The organism is Paraburkholderia sp. BL10I2N1, from assembly GCF_004361815.1.
In the GTDB taxonomy this organism is placed as follows: Bacteria; Pseudomonadota; Gammaproteobacteria; order Burkholderiales; family Burkholderiaceae; genus Paraburkholderia.
Window position 1 is genome coordinate 3,848,373 of the sequence record NZ_SNWA01000001.1, and the last position, 15,108, is coordinate 3,863,480.

General features: G+C 61.8%; 15 protein-coding genes. 7 read left to right on the forward strand and 8 right to left on the reverse strand.

The window, feature by feature from the left end; all coding sequences use genetic code 11:
* Positions 1–21: 21 nt before the first annotated feature.
* Positions 22–477 (reverse strand): glycine zipper 2TM domain-containing protein, encoded by a 456-nt coding sequence (locus B0G77_RS17800; protein ID WP_133663287.1) that lies wholly within the window; start codon positions 475–477, stop codon positions 22–24.
* A 255-nt stretch (positions 478–732) separates the two neighbouring features.
* On the opposite strand from B0G77_RS17800, the gene B0G77_RS17805 reads away from it, so the two are divergent.
* Both B0G77_RS17805 and B0G77_RS17810 read left to right on the forward strand, forming a co-directional pair.
* Positions 733–2,163, forward strand: coding sequence for a basic amino acid/polyamine antiporter (locus B0G77_RS17805; RefSeq protein WP_133663288.1), 1,431 nt, complete (start codon positions 733–735; stop codon positions 2,161–2,163).
* A gap of 88 nt (positions 2,164–2,251) precedes the next feature.
* Positions 2,252–3,817 (forward strand): alpha/beta hydrolase, encoded by a 1,566-nt coding sequence (locus B0G77_RS17810; protein WP_133663289.1) that lies wholly within the window; start codon positions 2,252–2,254, stop codon positions 3,815–3,817.
* 428 nt (positions 3,818–4,245) lie between these two features.
* Here B0G77_RS17810 and B0G77_RS17815 read toward each other — a convergent pair whose 3' ends face one another.
* The 6 genes from B0G77_RS17815 to B0G77_RS17840 are packed head-to-tail and all read right to left on the reverse strand — an operon-like array spanning position 4,246 to position 9,737.
* A complete protein-coding gene (locus B0G77_RS17815; protein WP_133663290.1) occupies positions 4,246–4,467 on the reverse strand; it encodes a zinc ribbon domain-containing protein in 222 nt (73 codons plus the stop codon).
* A 7-nt stretch (positions 4,468–4,474) separates the two neighbouring features.
* On the reverse strand, positions 4,475–5,902 hold the full coding sequence (gene hydA / locus B0G77_RS17820; RefSeq protein WP_133663291.1) for a dihydropyrimidinase: 1,428 nt from the start codon (positions 5,900–5,902) through the stop codon (positions 4,475–4,477).
* The gene (locus B0G77_RS17825) at positions 5,899–6,855 is read right to left on the reverse strand and encodes a dihydrodipicolinate synthase family protein (RefSeq protein WP_133663292.1); all 957 of its coding nucleotides are present in this window, start codon (positions 6,853–6,855) and stop codon (positions 5,899–5,901) included. The genes hydA and B0G77_RS17825 overlap by 4 nt, the downstream gene beginning before the upstream one ends.
* Complete coding sequence (locus B0G77_RS17830; protein ID WP_133663293.1) at positions 6,852–8,024, reverse strand: FAD-dependent oxidoreductase; 1,173 nt, start codon at positions 8,022–8,024, stop codon at positions 6,852–6,854. Before B0G77_RS17830 ends, B0G77_RS17825 begins: the two co-directional genes overlap by 4 nt.
* The gene (locus tag B0G77_RS17835) at positions 8,021–9,457 is read right to left on the reverse strand and encodes a (2Fe-2S)-binding protein (RefSeq protein WP_133663294.1); all 1,437 of its coding nucleotides are present in this window, start codon (positions 9,455–9,457) and stop codon (positions 8,021–8,023) included. The genes B0G77_RS17830 and B0G77_RS17835 overlap by 4 nt, the downstream gene beginning before the upstream one ends.
* Positions 9,450–9,737, reverse strand: coding sequence for a (2Fe-2S)-binding protein (locus B0G77_RS17840; RefSeq protein WP_133663295.1), 288 nt, complete (start codon positions 9,735–9,737; stop codon positions 9,450–9,452). The genes B0G77_RS17835 and B0G77_RS17840 overlap by 8 nt, the downstream gene beginning before the upstream one ends.
* Positions 9,738–9,905: 168 nt before the next feature.
* On the opposite strand from B0G77_RS17840, the gene B0G77_RS17845 reads away from it, so the two are divergent.
* The 5 genes from B0G77_RS17845 (at position 9,906) to B0G77_RS17865 (ending at position 14,288) form a co-directional block, all read left to right on the forward strand.
* Positions 9,906–10,733, forward strand: a complete 828-nt coding sequence (locus B0G77_RS17845) for a transporter substrate-binding domain-containing protein (protein ID WP_133663296.1) — start codon at positions 9,906–9,908, stop codon at positions 10,731–10,733.
* Positions 10,734–10,814: 81 nt separating this feature from the next.
* Entirely contained in the window at positions 10,815–11,483 is a 669-nt protein-coding gene (locus B0G77_RS17850) for an amino acid ABC transporter permease (protein WP_133663297.1), read from the forward strand.
* Positions 11,483–12,172, forward strand: a complete 690-nt coding sequence (locus B0G77_RS17855; protein WP_133663298.1) for an amino acid ABC transporter permease — start codon at positions 11,483–11,485, stop codon at positions 12,170–12,172. Before B0G77_RS17850 ends, B0G77_RS17855 begins: the two co-directional genes overlap by 1 nt.
* Positions 12,150–12,887: an amino acid ABC transporter ATP-binding protein gene (locus B0G77_RS17860; protein ID WP_133663299.1), complete on the forward strand. Its 738-nt coding sequence runs from the start codon at positions 12,150–12,152 to the stop codon at positions 12,885–12,887. The genes B0G77_RS17855 and B0G77_RS17860 overlap by 23 nt, the downstream gene beginning before the upstream one ends.
* Before the next feature lie 162 nt (positions 12,888–13,049).
* Complete coding sequence (locus B0G77_RS17865) at positions 13,050–14,288, forward strand: M20/M25/M40 family metallo-hydrolase (protein WP_133663300.1); 1,239 nt, start codon at positions 13,050–13,052, stop codon at positions 14,286–14,288.
* Between the two features lie 36 nt (positions 14,289–14,324).
* Here B0G77_RS17865 and B0G77_RS17870 read toward each other — a convergent pair whose 3' ends face one another.
* The gene (locus tag B0G77_RS17870; RefSeq protein WP_133663301.1) at positions 14,325–14,981 is read right to left on the reverse strand and encodes a GntR family transcriptional regulator; all 657 of its coding nucleotides are present in this window, start codon (positions 14,979–14,981) and stop codon (positions 14,325–14,327) included.
* Positions 14,982–15,108 lie beyond the last annotated feature (127 nt).

Sequence of the window (15,108 nt, forward strand, 5' to 3'; positions counted from 1 at the left end):
GGCTCGCATGTCCGTACTACTTCAGTACGGCATTGCCATATCGTTCGCCACCTGTGCCCTGTCACCCACACGCAGATTGCCGAGATCGCGTTGCGTCACTGTTGCGAGCCGCCCGTCGTCGAGCCTTACGTTCACGCGGTAGATGGTCTCCGTACCGCTATTGGCCCGCCGTTCGAGCTGGTTGCCCGCCACACCGCCCGCGACGGCACCGCCGATAGTCGCAATCGTGCGGCCAGTACCGCCTCCGATCTGGTTGCCCAGCACACCGCCGGCCACGCCGCCGATCACTGTACCGAGCACACCGGAGCTGCCCGTCTGCTGCGTGACCGGTTCGATCGATTCGACGCGGCCGTAGAAGACGGACCCCACAGGCGCCTGCGAAACGCCAGGGGGAAGCGGTGCAGCAGGTGGCGGCGGTGCACATGCCGTCAATACGATCACACTCGCAACAACGCCGGACAGAGTCATGCCGTTCATCGAAGGTTCTCCTCACTGGAAACGAAAGCCCCCAGCACCATCATAAGAGATGCACGGCAAATGGAAAGTTTCCGGGCATCCGGACGCAGCATCGCGATTTATCGTCAGCTTTCTTGCGGGATGCTGCAATCTGCGCGAGTATCAGGGCATTGGGTCTAGTGGCGTACCGCGGAGAAACGACCACCACCGATCGCGGCGAATGGACGGAGGAATGTTTGTAGATCCCGGATCGAAGACTTCAAGACGGAGCATGCCGTGACAACGTCAAATACAGAAAAGCTTTCGTTGCGCGCGTTAATTGCGTTAGTCGTAGGTTCGATGGTCGGTTCGGGGATCTTCGCGCTCCCCGCTGCGTTTGCCCGTGCGACCGGCGGCTTCGGTGCGCTGATCGCGTGGCTCATCGCCGGCACCGGAATGCTGATGCTCGCGCTCGTGTTCCAGACGCTGTCGCGACGGCGCCCGGATCTCGATGCCGGCATCTACTCCTATGCGAAGGCCGGATTCGGAGAATATCTGGGCTTCAATTCCGCGTTCGGATACTGGGCCGGCTGCTGTCTTGCCGATGTCGCGTGCCTGATCCTGATCAAGTCGACGCTGGGCGCCTTTTTTCCCGTGTTCGGCGACGGCACAACCCCCGTCGCGCTCGTCAGTGCATCGATTCTGCTCTGGGCAGTGCACTGGCTGATACTGCGTGGCGTCCGTGAAGCTGCCTTCCTGAACACGGTCGCGACGATTGCGAAAATCGTCCCGATCTCCCTCTTCATCGTCTTTGTCCTGTTCGGCTTCAAGGCCGATGTCTTCGCGCTGAACTTCTGGGGCGGCGAAGGCCACGAGCTGGGCTCTCTCTTTCACCAGGTGCGCAGCACGATGCTCGTCACCGTGTTCGTCTTTGTCGGCATCGAAGGCGCAAGCGTGTACTCGCGCTATGCAAAGAATCGCAACGATGTCGGCATCGCCACCGTGCTCGGCTTCATTGGGGTTCTCTGTTTCCTCGTCCTGGTCACGATGCTGTCCTACGGCGTGCTGCTGCGGCCTGAACTCGGAGGGATCCGCAATCCGTCGATGGCTGGCGTGCTCGAAGCGGTCGTCGGTCCATGGGGCGCGGTGTTCATCAGCGTCGGCCTGCTGATATCCGTTCTGGGCAACTATCTGTCATGGTCGCTGCTTGCGGCGGAAATCCTGTTCGCCGCCGCGAAGAATGGCACCATGCCGGCATTTCTCGCCCGGGAAAACAGGAACAAGGCGCCACTTGCAGCGCTGGTGGTCTCCAATCTGCTGATCCAGATCTTCCTCATCGTCAGCCCCTTCGCGGAGTACGCGTTCCTGCTGGCGCTCAAGATGACCAGTGCGATGACGCTTGTGCCATACCTTCTGGTCGCCGCTTACGGAACGAAGCTCGCCTTGAGCGGCAAGACCTACGAGACCGATTCACATGAGCGCACGCTGGACCTCATATGCGGCGCGATCGCGACGCTCTACGCGGCCGGAATGATCTGGGCGGGCGGCATGAAATTCCTGCTGCTGTCGGCGATTGTGTATGCCCCGGGCTCCCTGCTGTTCTTCCTTGCGCGACGCGAACAAGGGAAGCCGTTATTCAACCTCGGGGAATGGCTGCTCTTCATTGTGCTTGTGATCGCAGCCTTCGGCGGCGCTTATGGTCTGGCTGCTGGTACCGTCACGATTTGATTCGCTGGCGCCGCCTCGGCCGGCAGCTTTGCAAGAATAGACAATTAGAGAACCCTTCCCGCAGTGCAACCGCAATGAGAGGGCATGAATGCGACGCACGACACTCAAGGTGGCAAAGATAAGCGGGCTGATCGTTGTCCTGCTGGTGATATTCGCGCTAGGTTTTCGCGCGTGGCATTCGCAGCGAGGGCCGGGCCTCTCGGTCTGGCATACCTACGTGCCGCGCGAAATGACGATCAAGGAAATGGACGCCGGCGACTGGAACGGCTACATGGCCGCGGAGAACCGCATATTCAACGACGTTCACACGAACGTCGTCGAAAAGCTGGACGCGGCCTCGCGCGTGCCGACAAACCGGTACTACGAGGGCTCGCCTATCTATCCGGAGCACTTTGACCAGAACTGGAACCGGTCATACGTTCTCGAACCGTCCGGCACGCCAGTCGGTGCAGTGGTGCTGCTGCACGGCCTCACCGATTCGCCCTACAGTCTGCGCCACATCGCGCGCCGCTACCGGGATCATGGCTTTGTCGCCATCGGCATCCGCCTTCCGGGACACGGCACGGTTCCTGCAGCCCTGACTCAGATCGAATGGCGCGACTGGGCTGCGGCGACGCGGCTCGCTGTGCGCGAAGCACGCCGGCGCGTCGGTCCTGACAAGCCGCTGGAGCTGGTCGGATTCTCGAATGGCGCGGCGCTCGCGCTGCAATATGCACTGGACGCGATCGAGGATAAATCCCTCACGCGCCCCACCCGCCTCGTGCTGATCTCACCAATGATCGGCGTCACCCGTTACGCCCGCTTCGCGGGGCTTGCCGGCCTTCCGTCGGTCTTCCCCGCGTTCGCCAAGGCTGCCTGGCTCGGGGTGGTGCCCGAGTTCAATCCCTTTAAATACAATTCGTTTCCGGTCAACGGCGCACGCCAGTCCTACCTGCTGACGCACGTCCTTCAGGAACAGATTTTGAGGCTGCAGCGTGAGAACCGCCTCGTCGAATTGCCGCCTGTGCTGACGTTCCAGTCAGTAACCGACTTCACTGTCAGCGCGCCCGCAGTGATGTCGGCGCTCTACGACCGGCTTCCCGAGAACGGCAGTGAGATCGTACTGTTCGACATCAACCGCAGCGTGAGATTCCGCACTTTTCTGCGCGCGGCGTCGTACGGCGCGCTCGGCCGTCTTCTACGCATAGGGCCACAGAACTACCGCACGACCATCATCGCCAACGCGAGCCCTGACTCGGGCAAAACCGTCGTGCGAACCATCGACGCCGGCGAAACGGAAGAGCACGTACAGCCGTTGGGAGTCGACTATCCATCGGATATCTTTTCCTTGTCGCACGTCGCCATTCCATTCCCGGTGACCGATCCGCTTTATGGCTCACAGCCCGGAACAGATGAGAATTTCAATGCAAATTTCGGCACGCTGAATCCGCGCGGGGAACGCGGCACGTTGATCCTCACGCTCGACTCCATGTTCCGGATCGCATCGAACCCTTTCTTTTCGTTCGTCGCGCGGCGCATCGACGAGGGTGCGGGCAAGATGCCGGGACCGGTAATCAAGGCGCCTGAACGATCGCATGAAACCGCATCAGGAACGACGGACGAAGCGGCCGACGCATTGCAGGACGTCGAACTGGATGAGTCGTATGGTCCGTAAGAACCTGTTGCTGCTCGAGATGATTGACCGGAGTACCTTTCTGTCCGGGTCGATTAATATGGATAACGTAATGCGCTCGAGCCGCACCGGCCGCGTGCGCCACCGGACGATGTGCGACACGGTGGGCGGCGACCGGTGGCCGCCGACTCCGCGGCGACGCAGACCCTTCGTTGCGGCATCGGTATTCTTCCTCATGGTGTCTGCCATTTGTCATTTCCCTTTGCATCCACAACAAGGTTCTCGCTTTCCGTACCGAAGCCTGTGTTGAGTTCATGCCACCTCTACGCCGGCTGCCATCAGGTCCGTAAGCAGGTCTCGTCCTGACTGATCCTGGAGCGACGAAACGACTTCAGTTTTGACAGCGCTCTTAGCTCCTTCCTTATTGTCTCACCCTGACAGCACAGCCGGTTACCGTCTTGTCACCTCCGTCACCGGCAACAAAGACACTCCGCCCGGTGGCTTGCCAGATACGTTCCTTCATCGGTAACCGCCTGATCGTCCGCATACCGGAGCAGTATGGGCAAACCATTCCGAATCCGCGACGCGGCCATGCCGCACCGTGGACAGTCCGCCGGCAGATCGCGTGCGGCGACGCTGCGCATCTGATCGAACGCGCCGCACGCGTCGCAACGATATTCGTAGATCGGCATGATGGTGCTACCAGTGCGTGCCCAACTCGCCACGGGGCACAAATTGCCCGTATCCAGTTTGGCCCACCCACTCGCCGTCGTCGATCAACAACTCGCCGCGCAACAGCACCTTCTTCACCCGCCCCGTGACCTGATGACCTTCGAATAGCGTGAAGTCGCAATCGCTGTGCTGCGTGTCTGCGCTAATCGTGTGCGCTTCACCCGGATCGAACAGCACGATGTCGGCGTCACTGCCGACCGCAAGCGTGCCTTTTTTCGGGAAGAGCCCAAACAGTTTCGCAGGCGCGGTCGACGTTAGCTCGACGAAGCGGTTCAGCGAGATTCGAGCTGTCCGCACGCCACCGTCGTACACCACCGTCATGCGCGTTTCGACTCCCGGCACGCCGTTTGGAATCTTCGAAAAGTCGTCGCAGCCGAGCGGTTTCTGGTTCACGTTGCCGCGATGCCCTTCCTTCATGCAGTAGGGGCAATGATCGGTCGAAATGAGTTGCAGGTCGTCAGTCTTCAGCGCGGTCCATAGCGCGTTCTGCGCGTCTTTCGAACGGAGCGGCGGACTCATGACATAGCGTGCGGTCTCGAAACTCTCATCCGAGTACGCCGAGTCGTCGAAGAACAGATAATGCGGGCAGGTTTCCGCGAACACCGGAATGCCGAGGTCGCGCGCTTCGATCACATGTTTGAGCGCTTCCCTGGCCGAAAGATGCACGAAGTACACCGGCGCTTCGGCGAGTTCCGCGAGTTTGATGCCGCGATGCGTCGCTTCGCCTTCCATGATGGCCGGGCGCGTGAGTGCGTGATAGCGCGGCGACGTATGACCTTGCGCGATCGCTTCGCGAATCAGCAAGTCGATCACGGTGCCGTTTTCGGCGTGCAATGCGATCATGCCGCCGTGCTGGCCGACCATGCGCATCGCCTGAAAGATCGCGGCGTCGTCCGACATGACGGTGCCCGGATACGCCATGAACATCTTGAAGCTCGACACCCCTTCGTGACGGATCGCGTATTGCATGTCGCCGAGTACGCTTTCGTCAACGTGCGTGACGATTACGTGGAACGCGTAGTCGATGCTGGCAACGGCAGCCGCTTTCGACTGTGCGCGGGCAATGGCATCGAGCGGACTCGTACCGGCGTTTTGCAGCGCAAAATCGATGATCGTCGTGGTGCCGCCGAAGGCGGCCGAACGTGTGCCGGAAGCGAAGTTGTCGCAGGTTACCGACGGGCCGAAGGTGTTCTCCATATGCGTATGCGCATCGACGCCGCCGGGAAACACCAGCAAGCCGCTCGCGTCGATCACGCGGGTGTCCGGTCCCGCTTCGAGTTGCTGGCCGATGCAGACAATGCGTTCACCCTGAATGACAATATCGGCAATGTAGTCGTCGACGGCTGTAATCAGGCGTCCGCCGCGGATCAGGGTGCGGGTCGCGGTGTGAGTCATGAATCGCTCCGTTCGGGATCAATGGCAAGCGCAAAGGAGAGCGCCTCGTCGAGGCGGCGGGTTTCGGCGGCCGACAGACGAGGGATCGGCGGACGCATCGACGGCTGCGGAAACTTGCCAAGCAGATGCAAACAGGCCTTCAGGCGCGCATTCGCATGCGAGCCGGGCGCCGTGCCGTAAATGGCCTTTGCCAGCGGATATACATGGCCGTGGAGCCGTTGCGCCTCGCTGAGTTCGCCGCGCAGTACCGCGCGATACAGCGCGACTATCAACTCCGGCACCACGGCGGCGAGACTCACGAGGCTGCCTTCGGTGCCGATCGCGAAGCATGGGAGCAGGTGCTCATCGCCTGATGCCATCACAGCCACATGCGGCGCAACGCATTTCGCGAGCCTGCGATTGGCCTCGTAGGCGCCGGTTTCCCAGCTCCCTTCCTTGATCGCCACCACCTCGGGCAGGCTGACCAGCGCCGTCAGCATCTCAGGCGTGTAGGCCATCGCGCCCGTGTTGACGCCCGCCTGGTACAGCATCATCGGCAACCGCGCGTTCTCGTTGACGATCCGGTGATGCGTGACTACGGTTTCCAGATCGGTGGAAAGCGCCCACGAGTAAGGCGGGAACAGCAGTAACGCATCGGCGCCCGCGCGTTGTGCGTCGTCGGCATGCGCTTGGGCTTCGTAGCTGTCTTCCGAGTTGATACCCGCGACGATGATGGAGCGCTCGCCGCATGCGCTGCTTGCAATCTCCACCACACGCCGCTTTTCCTCTCGCGACAAGGCGACGTTCTCGCCCGCGTGGCCGTTGATCAGCAGGCCGACAATTCCGTCGACCGCTGCCACGTCTTCGAGATGGCGCACTAGCGCAGCCTCGTCAAGATGGCGGCCGTGCGCATCGAGCGGACACAACGTGGCGGCGTAAATGCCATTGAAGGGGGCGTCATGCAAGGGAATCATGGGGTCTGTTCTCGATGAGAGAGTTCGGGCGCGGCAACGATGAGCCGCGCAGGGTCGAACAACGGCAGCTCGGGCGTCTCACCGAGCATCGTTTGAGCGAGCAGCTTGCCCATGTAGGGACCGCTCGTGTAACCTGAGTGCACGCAGCCGACGACCCACGCGTCGGCAAGGCCGGGCAGCGGGCCGATCATGGGCATCGCGTCGGCGGTTTCGGCTTCGAGCCCGAGCCAGATGCGCGCCACACGCGCTTTGGCGAGTGCCGGGATCACATGCTGCGCGAGCCGCAAGTTGCCGGTGAGGTTTTGCGGAATGGTTTCGACGGGACCGCGTTCGCGATCGCCGACACCTTGCCAGCCGCCACCGATCAGCACCGTGCCGTTGGCAAACTGTTTCATCGACAGCAGCCCGTTCGCAATGCTTAGCACCGAACGCATCACAGGCGGCATCCGTTCGGTGACGATCAACTGGTTCACCAGCGTCTTCACGGGAATGCGGATATCGAGCATCGCCAGCAATGGTTCCAGCCAGACGCCGCCCGCCATCACGAGACGCGTGGCGTCGATCCGAATCGAGGCACCGTGGTTTTCGGGGCCATGCACCCGGTACTGTCCATTTGTCTGATCGATGCGGACCGCGGCCGTCTGCTCGAAGATCTGCACGCCGGCTGCACGCAGCGCCGCGCAATAGGCGCGGCCGGTCAGATACGCGCTGGCAAAGCCGTCTGTCTGGCAGAACGCGGCTTCGAGCATCGCAGGGTTGAGGCCGGGTTCGACCGCGAGCGCCGCGTCGCGCTCGAGCAGGTCGATCTGCGCACCGTATTCGCGCCGTGCGGCGGCGCGGGCCCGTAGCAGTTCACGTTCGGCTTCCGTAAAAGCGAGCGACAGCCCCGGCGCAGCGGTCGCCAGTACGCTTGAGCCAAGCCATTGATCGGTTTCCATCCACATTTGCCACGCACGCATCGCGTAGGGAATCAATGCGGCCCGTGTCATATGGAGCGTGAGCGTGCCCGCGTTCACGCCGGAGGCGGCGCGGCACAGGGCGTCGCGTTCGATGAGCGCCACGCGCATGCCGGCGCGCGCGAGGAATAGCGCGGTGGTGCAGCCCATCACGCCGCCGCCGACCACGGCGGCATCGAATGGCCCATGCACGTTTTGAACCGGCGTGCTCATAGCGGGGCCGCCTTCGGAATCGGGATATCGTCGTACGCAAACTCGCCGGTGAGCGCTTCGACCGTCACCGGGCGCAAGGGCGTGCGGGCGGCAAAACATCCGACGCTTTCGCGTGAAGTGGCGCCTGCGCGCCGCATAAGCAGTTCACCGGCGACATCGCCGCACGTGCGGCCCTGGCACGGGCCCATGCCGCAACGCGTCCACGCCTTGAGCTGGTTGGCGTCCTGTGCGCCGGCATCGCAGGCGGCGTCGATCTCGCGGCGTGTCACGTCCTCGCAACGGCACACGATCGTATCGGGGGTGATGCTGTCGACGTGACCGAAGCGCAGCGCCATCAGATCGGCCATCGCATGTCCGATGCGCATTGCCTGCCGATGCGCCTTGCGCGTCGGCTCGCTGCGACGTGTCAGGCGCGAGGGGTTCGAGGCGCCGACATCGAGCGCGCACGCCAGTCCGGCCAGCGTGCCGTGTATGGCGGCAGCGGCCGCACCCGCGATACCGGCAACGTCGCCGGCGACATAGAGCAGAGGACGCGAAGTGCGCCCGTCCTCATCAGCGACGGCGATCCACCCTCCCGCCGCACGCGAATAAACATGCTTCGCACGCAACAGCCGGGTGACCTCGGTGGAAGGCGTGAGTCCATGCCCTACGGCTATGCAATCGGCGAGGACGGTCTTTCGTTGTCCGTCCATCGGGCGTCCAGCCGCGTCGCAAGGAGCAAGGGTGGCGCGCAAGCGCTCGCCGGCGGGCTCGACACGAACGATCGTGTGCCGCGCGAAGCGCGGCGTGCCCGCGCGGCCGATCGTGCGCCACCACTTTGCGCCCTGCCAAAGCAGATCGGGACGTGCGAGCAGCGCAGGCAGGGTAGCTGCCCAATCGGCGGTGCCTGCGAGATCCGCAATCGCCTCGACCTTGCCGCCGCCTTCGATCGTTTTCGCCGCCACGGCTGCGAGCAACGGACCACAGCCGGCCAGGAGCGTCGAGCGGCCTGGCAGCACACCCTGCGATTTCAGGAGGATTGTCGCAGCCGCGAGACCGATCACGCCAGGCGTGGTCCATCCTTCAAACGGCACGACCCGTTCGGTCGTTCCGGACGCAACGATCAATGCGCGTGCCAGGCAATGCACGGGGCCATGCGGGCCGGTGGCGTCGACGCGGTACTCACCGGTCGCGGCCCACACCGAATGAGCAAAGAAGGTCGTCACCGTGCTGGCGGCGAGTTCACGCCGCAGTGCGTCACCGGCCTCCTGATCGGCGCTGCTGCCGGCATCGATGCTGGCGCCAATACCATCTATGGGTGCGCGATAGACCTGCCCCCCTGCGCTGGGGTTTTCGTCGAACAGCGCGACGCTCAATCCAGTCGACGCCGCCGCCAGCGCCGCGGACGCGCCCGCCGGCCCCCCTCCGAGCACCACCACGTCGAACTCAGACATCGGCGCCGGTCTCCGGAACGGTTTCGATACGCAAGCCGTCGGTAACGGGCGTTTGGCAAGCGAGCACCCGCCGGCCGTCTACCATCACCAGACACTCCTGGCAGGATCCCATCAGACAAACCATACCGCGCGCCTCGCGCAGACGTGGGCTCGTGCGCAACGCCCTTACGCCGGACGCAAACAGCGCGGCCGCGACGCTTTCGCCAGCACGCGCCGTGAAGCGTTGGCCGTCAAAAAACAGCTCAATCGCGGCCCCGCGGTTCGCATAATGAATACGCATGGCGTCCTCTGCTGACATCGGCACCAACCTCGCTTGACAAGTAATTTAGGCGATGTTTTGATAGTACCGTATACGATGCGTATACGCAAAGTCGCCAAAAATAAGCGGCGCCGCGAACGCCTCGACCGGGCACTTCCGCACCTTGACGTCCTCTCACGGAGTTACAGCATGAAACCCTCGATCATCCTGAGCCGCATGCTCGCCGTCGGTATCGCGGCATGCGCGCTGCTCGGTTCACTCGACGCAAGCGCACGCACGCTGGACGAAATCCTCGCGTCGAAGAAGATTGTGTTCGGTATTAACCCGAACCTGGCACCGCTCGGCACCTATGACGCAAAGAACAATATCGACGGCTTCGATGTAAGCATCGCGAAGAAGATCGCGGACTCGCTGGGTGTAAAGCTGGAGATCGTGCCGGTCGGATCGAACGACCGCGTGCCGTTTCTGATGGCCGACAAGATCGACGCGGTGATGGGCGGCATGACGCGCAACGCAGACCGCATGAAAGTGATTGACTTCACTGATCCCGTGAACACTGAAGTGCTCGGCGTGCTGACCACTCAGGACAAGCCCTATAAAGACTGGACACAGCTGAACGACCCTTCGGTGCGGCTCGTGCAGGTGCGCGGCACGACGCCAGTGAAGCTGATCCAGGACAAGCTGCCCAAGGCGCAATTGCTGTTGCTGGATAACTATCCTGATGCGGTGCGCTCGATTGCACAAGGCCGCTCCGACGCGCTGATCGACGTGCTCGATTTCATGCTGAGCTACACGAAGAACTATCCGACGAAATGGCGTGTCGTTGACGCACCGATTGAAGTGGACTACGACTGCATCGGTATCAAGAAGGGCAATACCGAGCTGACTGAGCGTCTGAACAAGGAAATCGGCATGTTGCAAAAGAACGGCTTTGTGGCAGCGAGCTGGAAGAAATGGTTTGGCAGCCCGATGCTGTACGACCCGACCGCTGCACCACCCGCGATCGCCGCCCAATAACTTTGCTTCGTCACTGGCAGTGCGCGTCGTCACATAGGGTATCGCGCACTGCCTATCATCGTTGCAAGGAGTGCTGATTCGATGACGCTACAGTTCGGGCCGATCCTCGAGCAATGGCCGTATCTGCTCGGTGGCGCGTGGCTCAGTCTTCAAATCGCGGTGCTTGCGTTCGCGCTCGGCATGCTGATCGGACTCGTCTGCGCGTCGCTCCTGCGCTACGGGCCGGCTTTTGTGCGCCGCCTCGTGAGCGCGTATGTGAGCTTCGGGACCAATACGCCACAGCTCGTGCAGATCTTCTTCCTGTTCTTCGCGCTACCCGGAATCGGCGTCACGCTTTCACCCTACAGCGCGGTTCTGCTAGGCGCCACGTTCAATGTCGGCGCTTACCTGTGCGAAATCCAGCGCGCCGGTTTCGCGTCGGTACGATGGGCGGAAATCGAGGCGGCCGAGGTACTCGGCTTTTCGACGCCGCAGATCGTACGGCACGTGATCTTTCCGCACGTGATGAAAGTGATGTTTCCACCGCTGTCGAACCAGTTCATTGTGATGACACTCGGTACTTCGATGGCAGCGATCTTCGGTGTCGAGGAACTGACGGGCCGCACCTACAACATCAGCTCGCAGACGTACCTGTCGGTCGAAGCGTTTAGCGTCGCCGCAGTGATGTATATCGCCATCACACTCCTGGCGACCTTCGCGCTGGCAATGTTCGGCCGTCACGTGTGCCGCGCGAAGATAAAGGTGTTCTGATGTTCGGCTCGACAATGACACAACTCACCCAGTTGTTCTCGTACTACAACGTGTTGTTGTTGCTCGAAGGGCTCGTCGCGACCTTCGTGCTGTCGGTGATCGGCTGCATCGCGGGTTTCGTTTCGGGCTTCGTGGTGGCGATCTTGCGTGCGACGCGCTCACGCGCAATGGCGCCAGTCCGCGCGCTGATGTTCGCCTACTGCCTGCTGTTCAGGCGCGTGCCGTTCCTCGTTACGTTGATGCTGGTGTTCTTCGCGAGCCAGTCGATCAACGCGAACCTGTCTACCTTCACGGTCGCGTTGATCAGCGTATGCCTGATCGCCACGGCATATCTCGGCGAGATCGTGCGCAGCGGGCTGGAGTCGGTCCACATCAACCAGTGGGAGGCCGCCAGTACGCTGAACTTCAGCTACCTGGAGACGCTGCGCTATGTGATCGTGCCGCAGGCGTGGCGCGTCATCTTGCCGCCCACTTTCGGCTTCTTCGTGATGTTCATCAAGGACACCGCGCTAGCTTCGCAAATCGGCGTGATGGAGCTCACATCGGCGGGAAAGGTGCTCAGCAACAAGGGCTTTTCCGCGACATTCGTGTACGGGACGGTTTTGGCGCTGTATTTCCTGATGTCGTATCCCTTGTCGCGCTTCGGCAAGCGCCTGGAGAAGAATCTTGCCACAACTCGAAATCGTTGACCTGAAGGCCTCTTACGGTCCGCATACGGTACTGGAGCGCATCAACCTGTCCGTCGAGAAAGGCGAGATCGTCAGCCTGATCGGACCTTCCGGTTCGGGCAAGAGCACGTTGCTACGCGTGTTGATGGGGCTGCTGTTACCTGAGGATGGAAGTGTGCGCCTGAACGGCAGTGAGGTGAACTACGCAGACAGGGCCGCTGTACATGCGCTGCGCTCGGATATCGCGATTGTGTTCCAGCAGTACAACCTGTTCCAGAACATGACCGTGATCGACAACGTGATGATTACGCCGACCAGGATCAAACGGTGGCCGCGCGCCGAGGTCGAGCAAAACGCGATCAATCTGCTGACGCGCGTCGGCTTGGCGCACCGGTTGCATGCCTACCCTGACGAATTGTCGGGCGGCCAGCAACAGCGTGTCGCGATCGCGCGAGCGCTCGCCTTGAAACCGAAGGTGCTGTTGCTCGATGAAGTCACCGCAGCGCTCGACCCTGAACTCGTCAATGAAGTGCTCGATACGATCCGCGAGCTCGCGTCCGATGGCATCACGATGTTTATCGTGTCGCACGAAATGGGCTTCGTCCGCGAGGTGTCATCAAAGGTGGTGTTCATGGCGGGTGGCCACGTGATCGAGACCGGGACGCCACAGCAGGTGTTCGATGCGCCGCAGGAAGCGCGCACGCGTGAGTTTGTTGGAAAGATCCTGCGTCACTGATGGCGACGTTTTCGGTGACGCGGAGCGCCGTGCGCGCCTCGCACTTCGTAGCCCGCACCCAGGTTAATGTCCTGGGTCGGTGCGATGATCGTCATTGCCTGCTCCACTACGCTGTTGTTCAAACCGGCTACACCCCTCTCTCAAATCTTAAGGCTTGCCCGTATGAATAACCCTGTTTCAACCCTGTCGCTGTTCGATGCAGTCGACCGGGGCTTTGCTTCCGAAGTCGAATTTCTCGCGGCGCTCGTGCGCAGACCGTCGGACAATCCACCCGGCGATTGCGCCGGTCATGCCGAGATGGCCGCGCTTGCGCTGGAGGCGCTGGGTTTCACAGTGGAGCGGCACTCCGTACCCGTCATCGACGTGACACGGGCCGGCATTATCAGCGCGACGAACCTGGTCGTGCGGCATCGCTTCGGCGCTGGGCCGACTGTCGCCCTGAACGCGCATGGCGATGTTGTGCCGCCTGGCGATGGCTGGTCCACGGACCCCTATGGCGCAGAAATCCGCGACGGCTGGATGCATGGCCGCGGTGCTGCCGTTTCGAAGTCTGATTTCGCGACCTACGCGTTCGCACTCAAGGCATTGATTGACACTCAGGCGCCGCTTGCGGGGACCGTGGAATTACATCTGACTTACGACGAAGAAAGCGGCGGCCTGATTGGACCCGCATGGCTGCTGAAGCAGGGCATCGTGAAACCCGACTACGCGATTTGCGCGGGCTTTTCGTATGCAATCACAACGGCGCACAACGGTGCGATACATCTTGAAATCACGGTGCGCGGTAAGTCTGCCCACGCGGCGCGACCAGACACCGGGCACGATGCGCTCGAAGCTACCGTGGCGGTGTTGAACGCCTTGTATGGGCACCGGAAGGTATTGCGGCAGATTCGCTCGGCAACGACCGGCATAGAACACCCGACGCTCGTCGTGGGTCTGATCGAAGGCGGGATCAACACCAACGTCGTGCCGGACAGAGTGACGTTGCGTCTCGACCGGCGCGTCGTGCCCGAAGAAATGTCGCAGACGGTGTTGGCGCAACTCAAGCAGTTGGTTGAAGGGTCGGTAAAAGACCTGCCGGGTATCAGCGTGGGGATACGGGAGGTGTTGGTAACCTCGCCGCTGCGCGAGATAGGCGGTACCGAGCGTCTCTTATCGGCCCTGAAGCGCGCCGCCCAGGTGACGTTGCGGGCGGATATTCCCACCGAAGGCGTGCCGCTGTATACCGACGCACGGCTCTATTGCGAAGCAGGTGTGCCAACCGTCATTTACGGTGCGGGCCCGCGCACGCTGCTACTGGCGAACGGACACCGTGCGGACGAGCGTGTCGCGCTTGAAGATCTGCGCATCGCGACGAAGACCGTCGCACTCGCACTCAGTGATCTGCTGAACTGCAAGTAACCCGTCGCGTGCAGCGATCTGGCGCTGCCTGAGCGATCAGCTATATGTGCCCTCAGCGAGCCGGTCGAGCACAAAGCGGCGCAGGTTCTGTAGATGCGTACGGACGGCGGCGCGCGCGGCGTCCGCGTCGTCCGCCAGATATGCTTCGAGAATCGCCAGATGTTCCGCGCGATCTTCTTCGATACGGTTGAACGGTGTGACCAGCTCAAACAGGCGGCTGTTCGTGCGCACCAGATCGATCATGTGGGCGAGCACATCATTGCCGCTCGCGCGCGCCATCATCGTGTGGACCTGATCGTCTATCTGCCAGTGCGCCTGTTCCTGCTGGCCGCTACTTAAGGCCTTGATCTTCTTGACCAACTGCTGAACGAGTTTCTTGTCGATCTTGCCGATAGCGAGTCCAATGGCCTCCGCTTCGAGCAGCTCGCGCACTTTCATGGCCTGAAAATATTCCTGCGCGCTGACAAAGCGCACCGAATACGAGCGCGCGCCGGCGCGCGCGAGCAGGCCTTCGCCTTCCAGCCGCAGCAAAGCCTCGCGCATCGGTGTGCGGGAAATATTGAGTTCCTCGGCAAGCCGTCCTTCGACGACCGGACCACCGCTGCGCAACGCCTTGTCCAGGATCATCCGGCGCAGCGTCTGATAAGCCAGCTCGCCGAGTTTCTCGGGACTGGAGGTGGAATTGGTGTTCACGCGATCTCACTGAAGTTGTGCGTTGAGTATACGAACTGTATGCGGATACGCAAGTCTACCTCGCCAGTGACGGCTCGCGGACTTTCAGGTCAAACTCCATTTGCGGACTGAGGCCGACTCGAATACC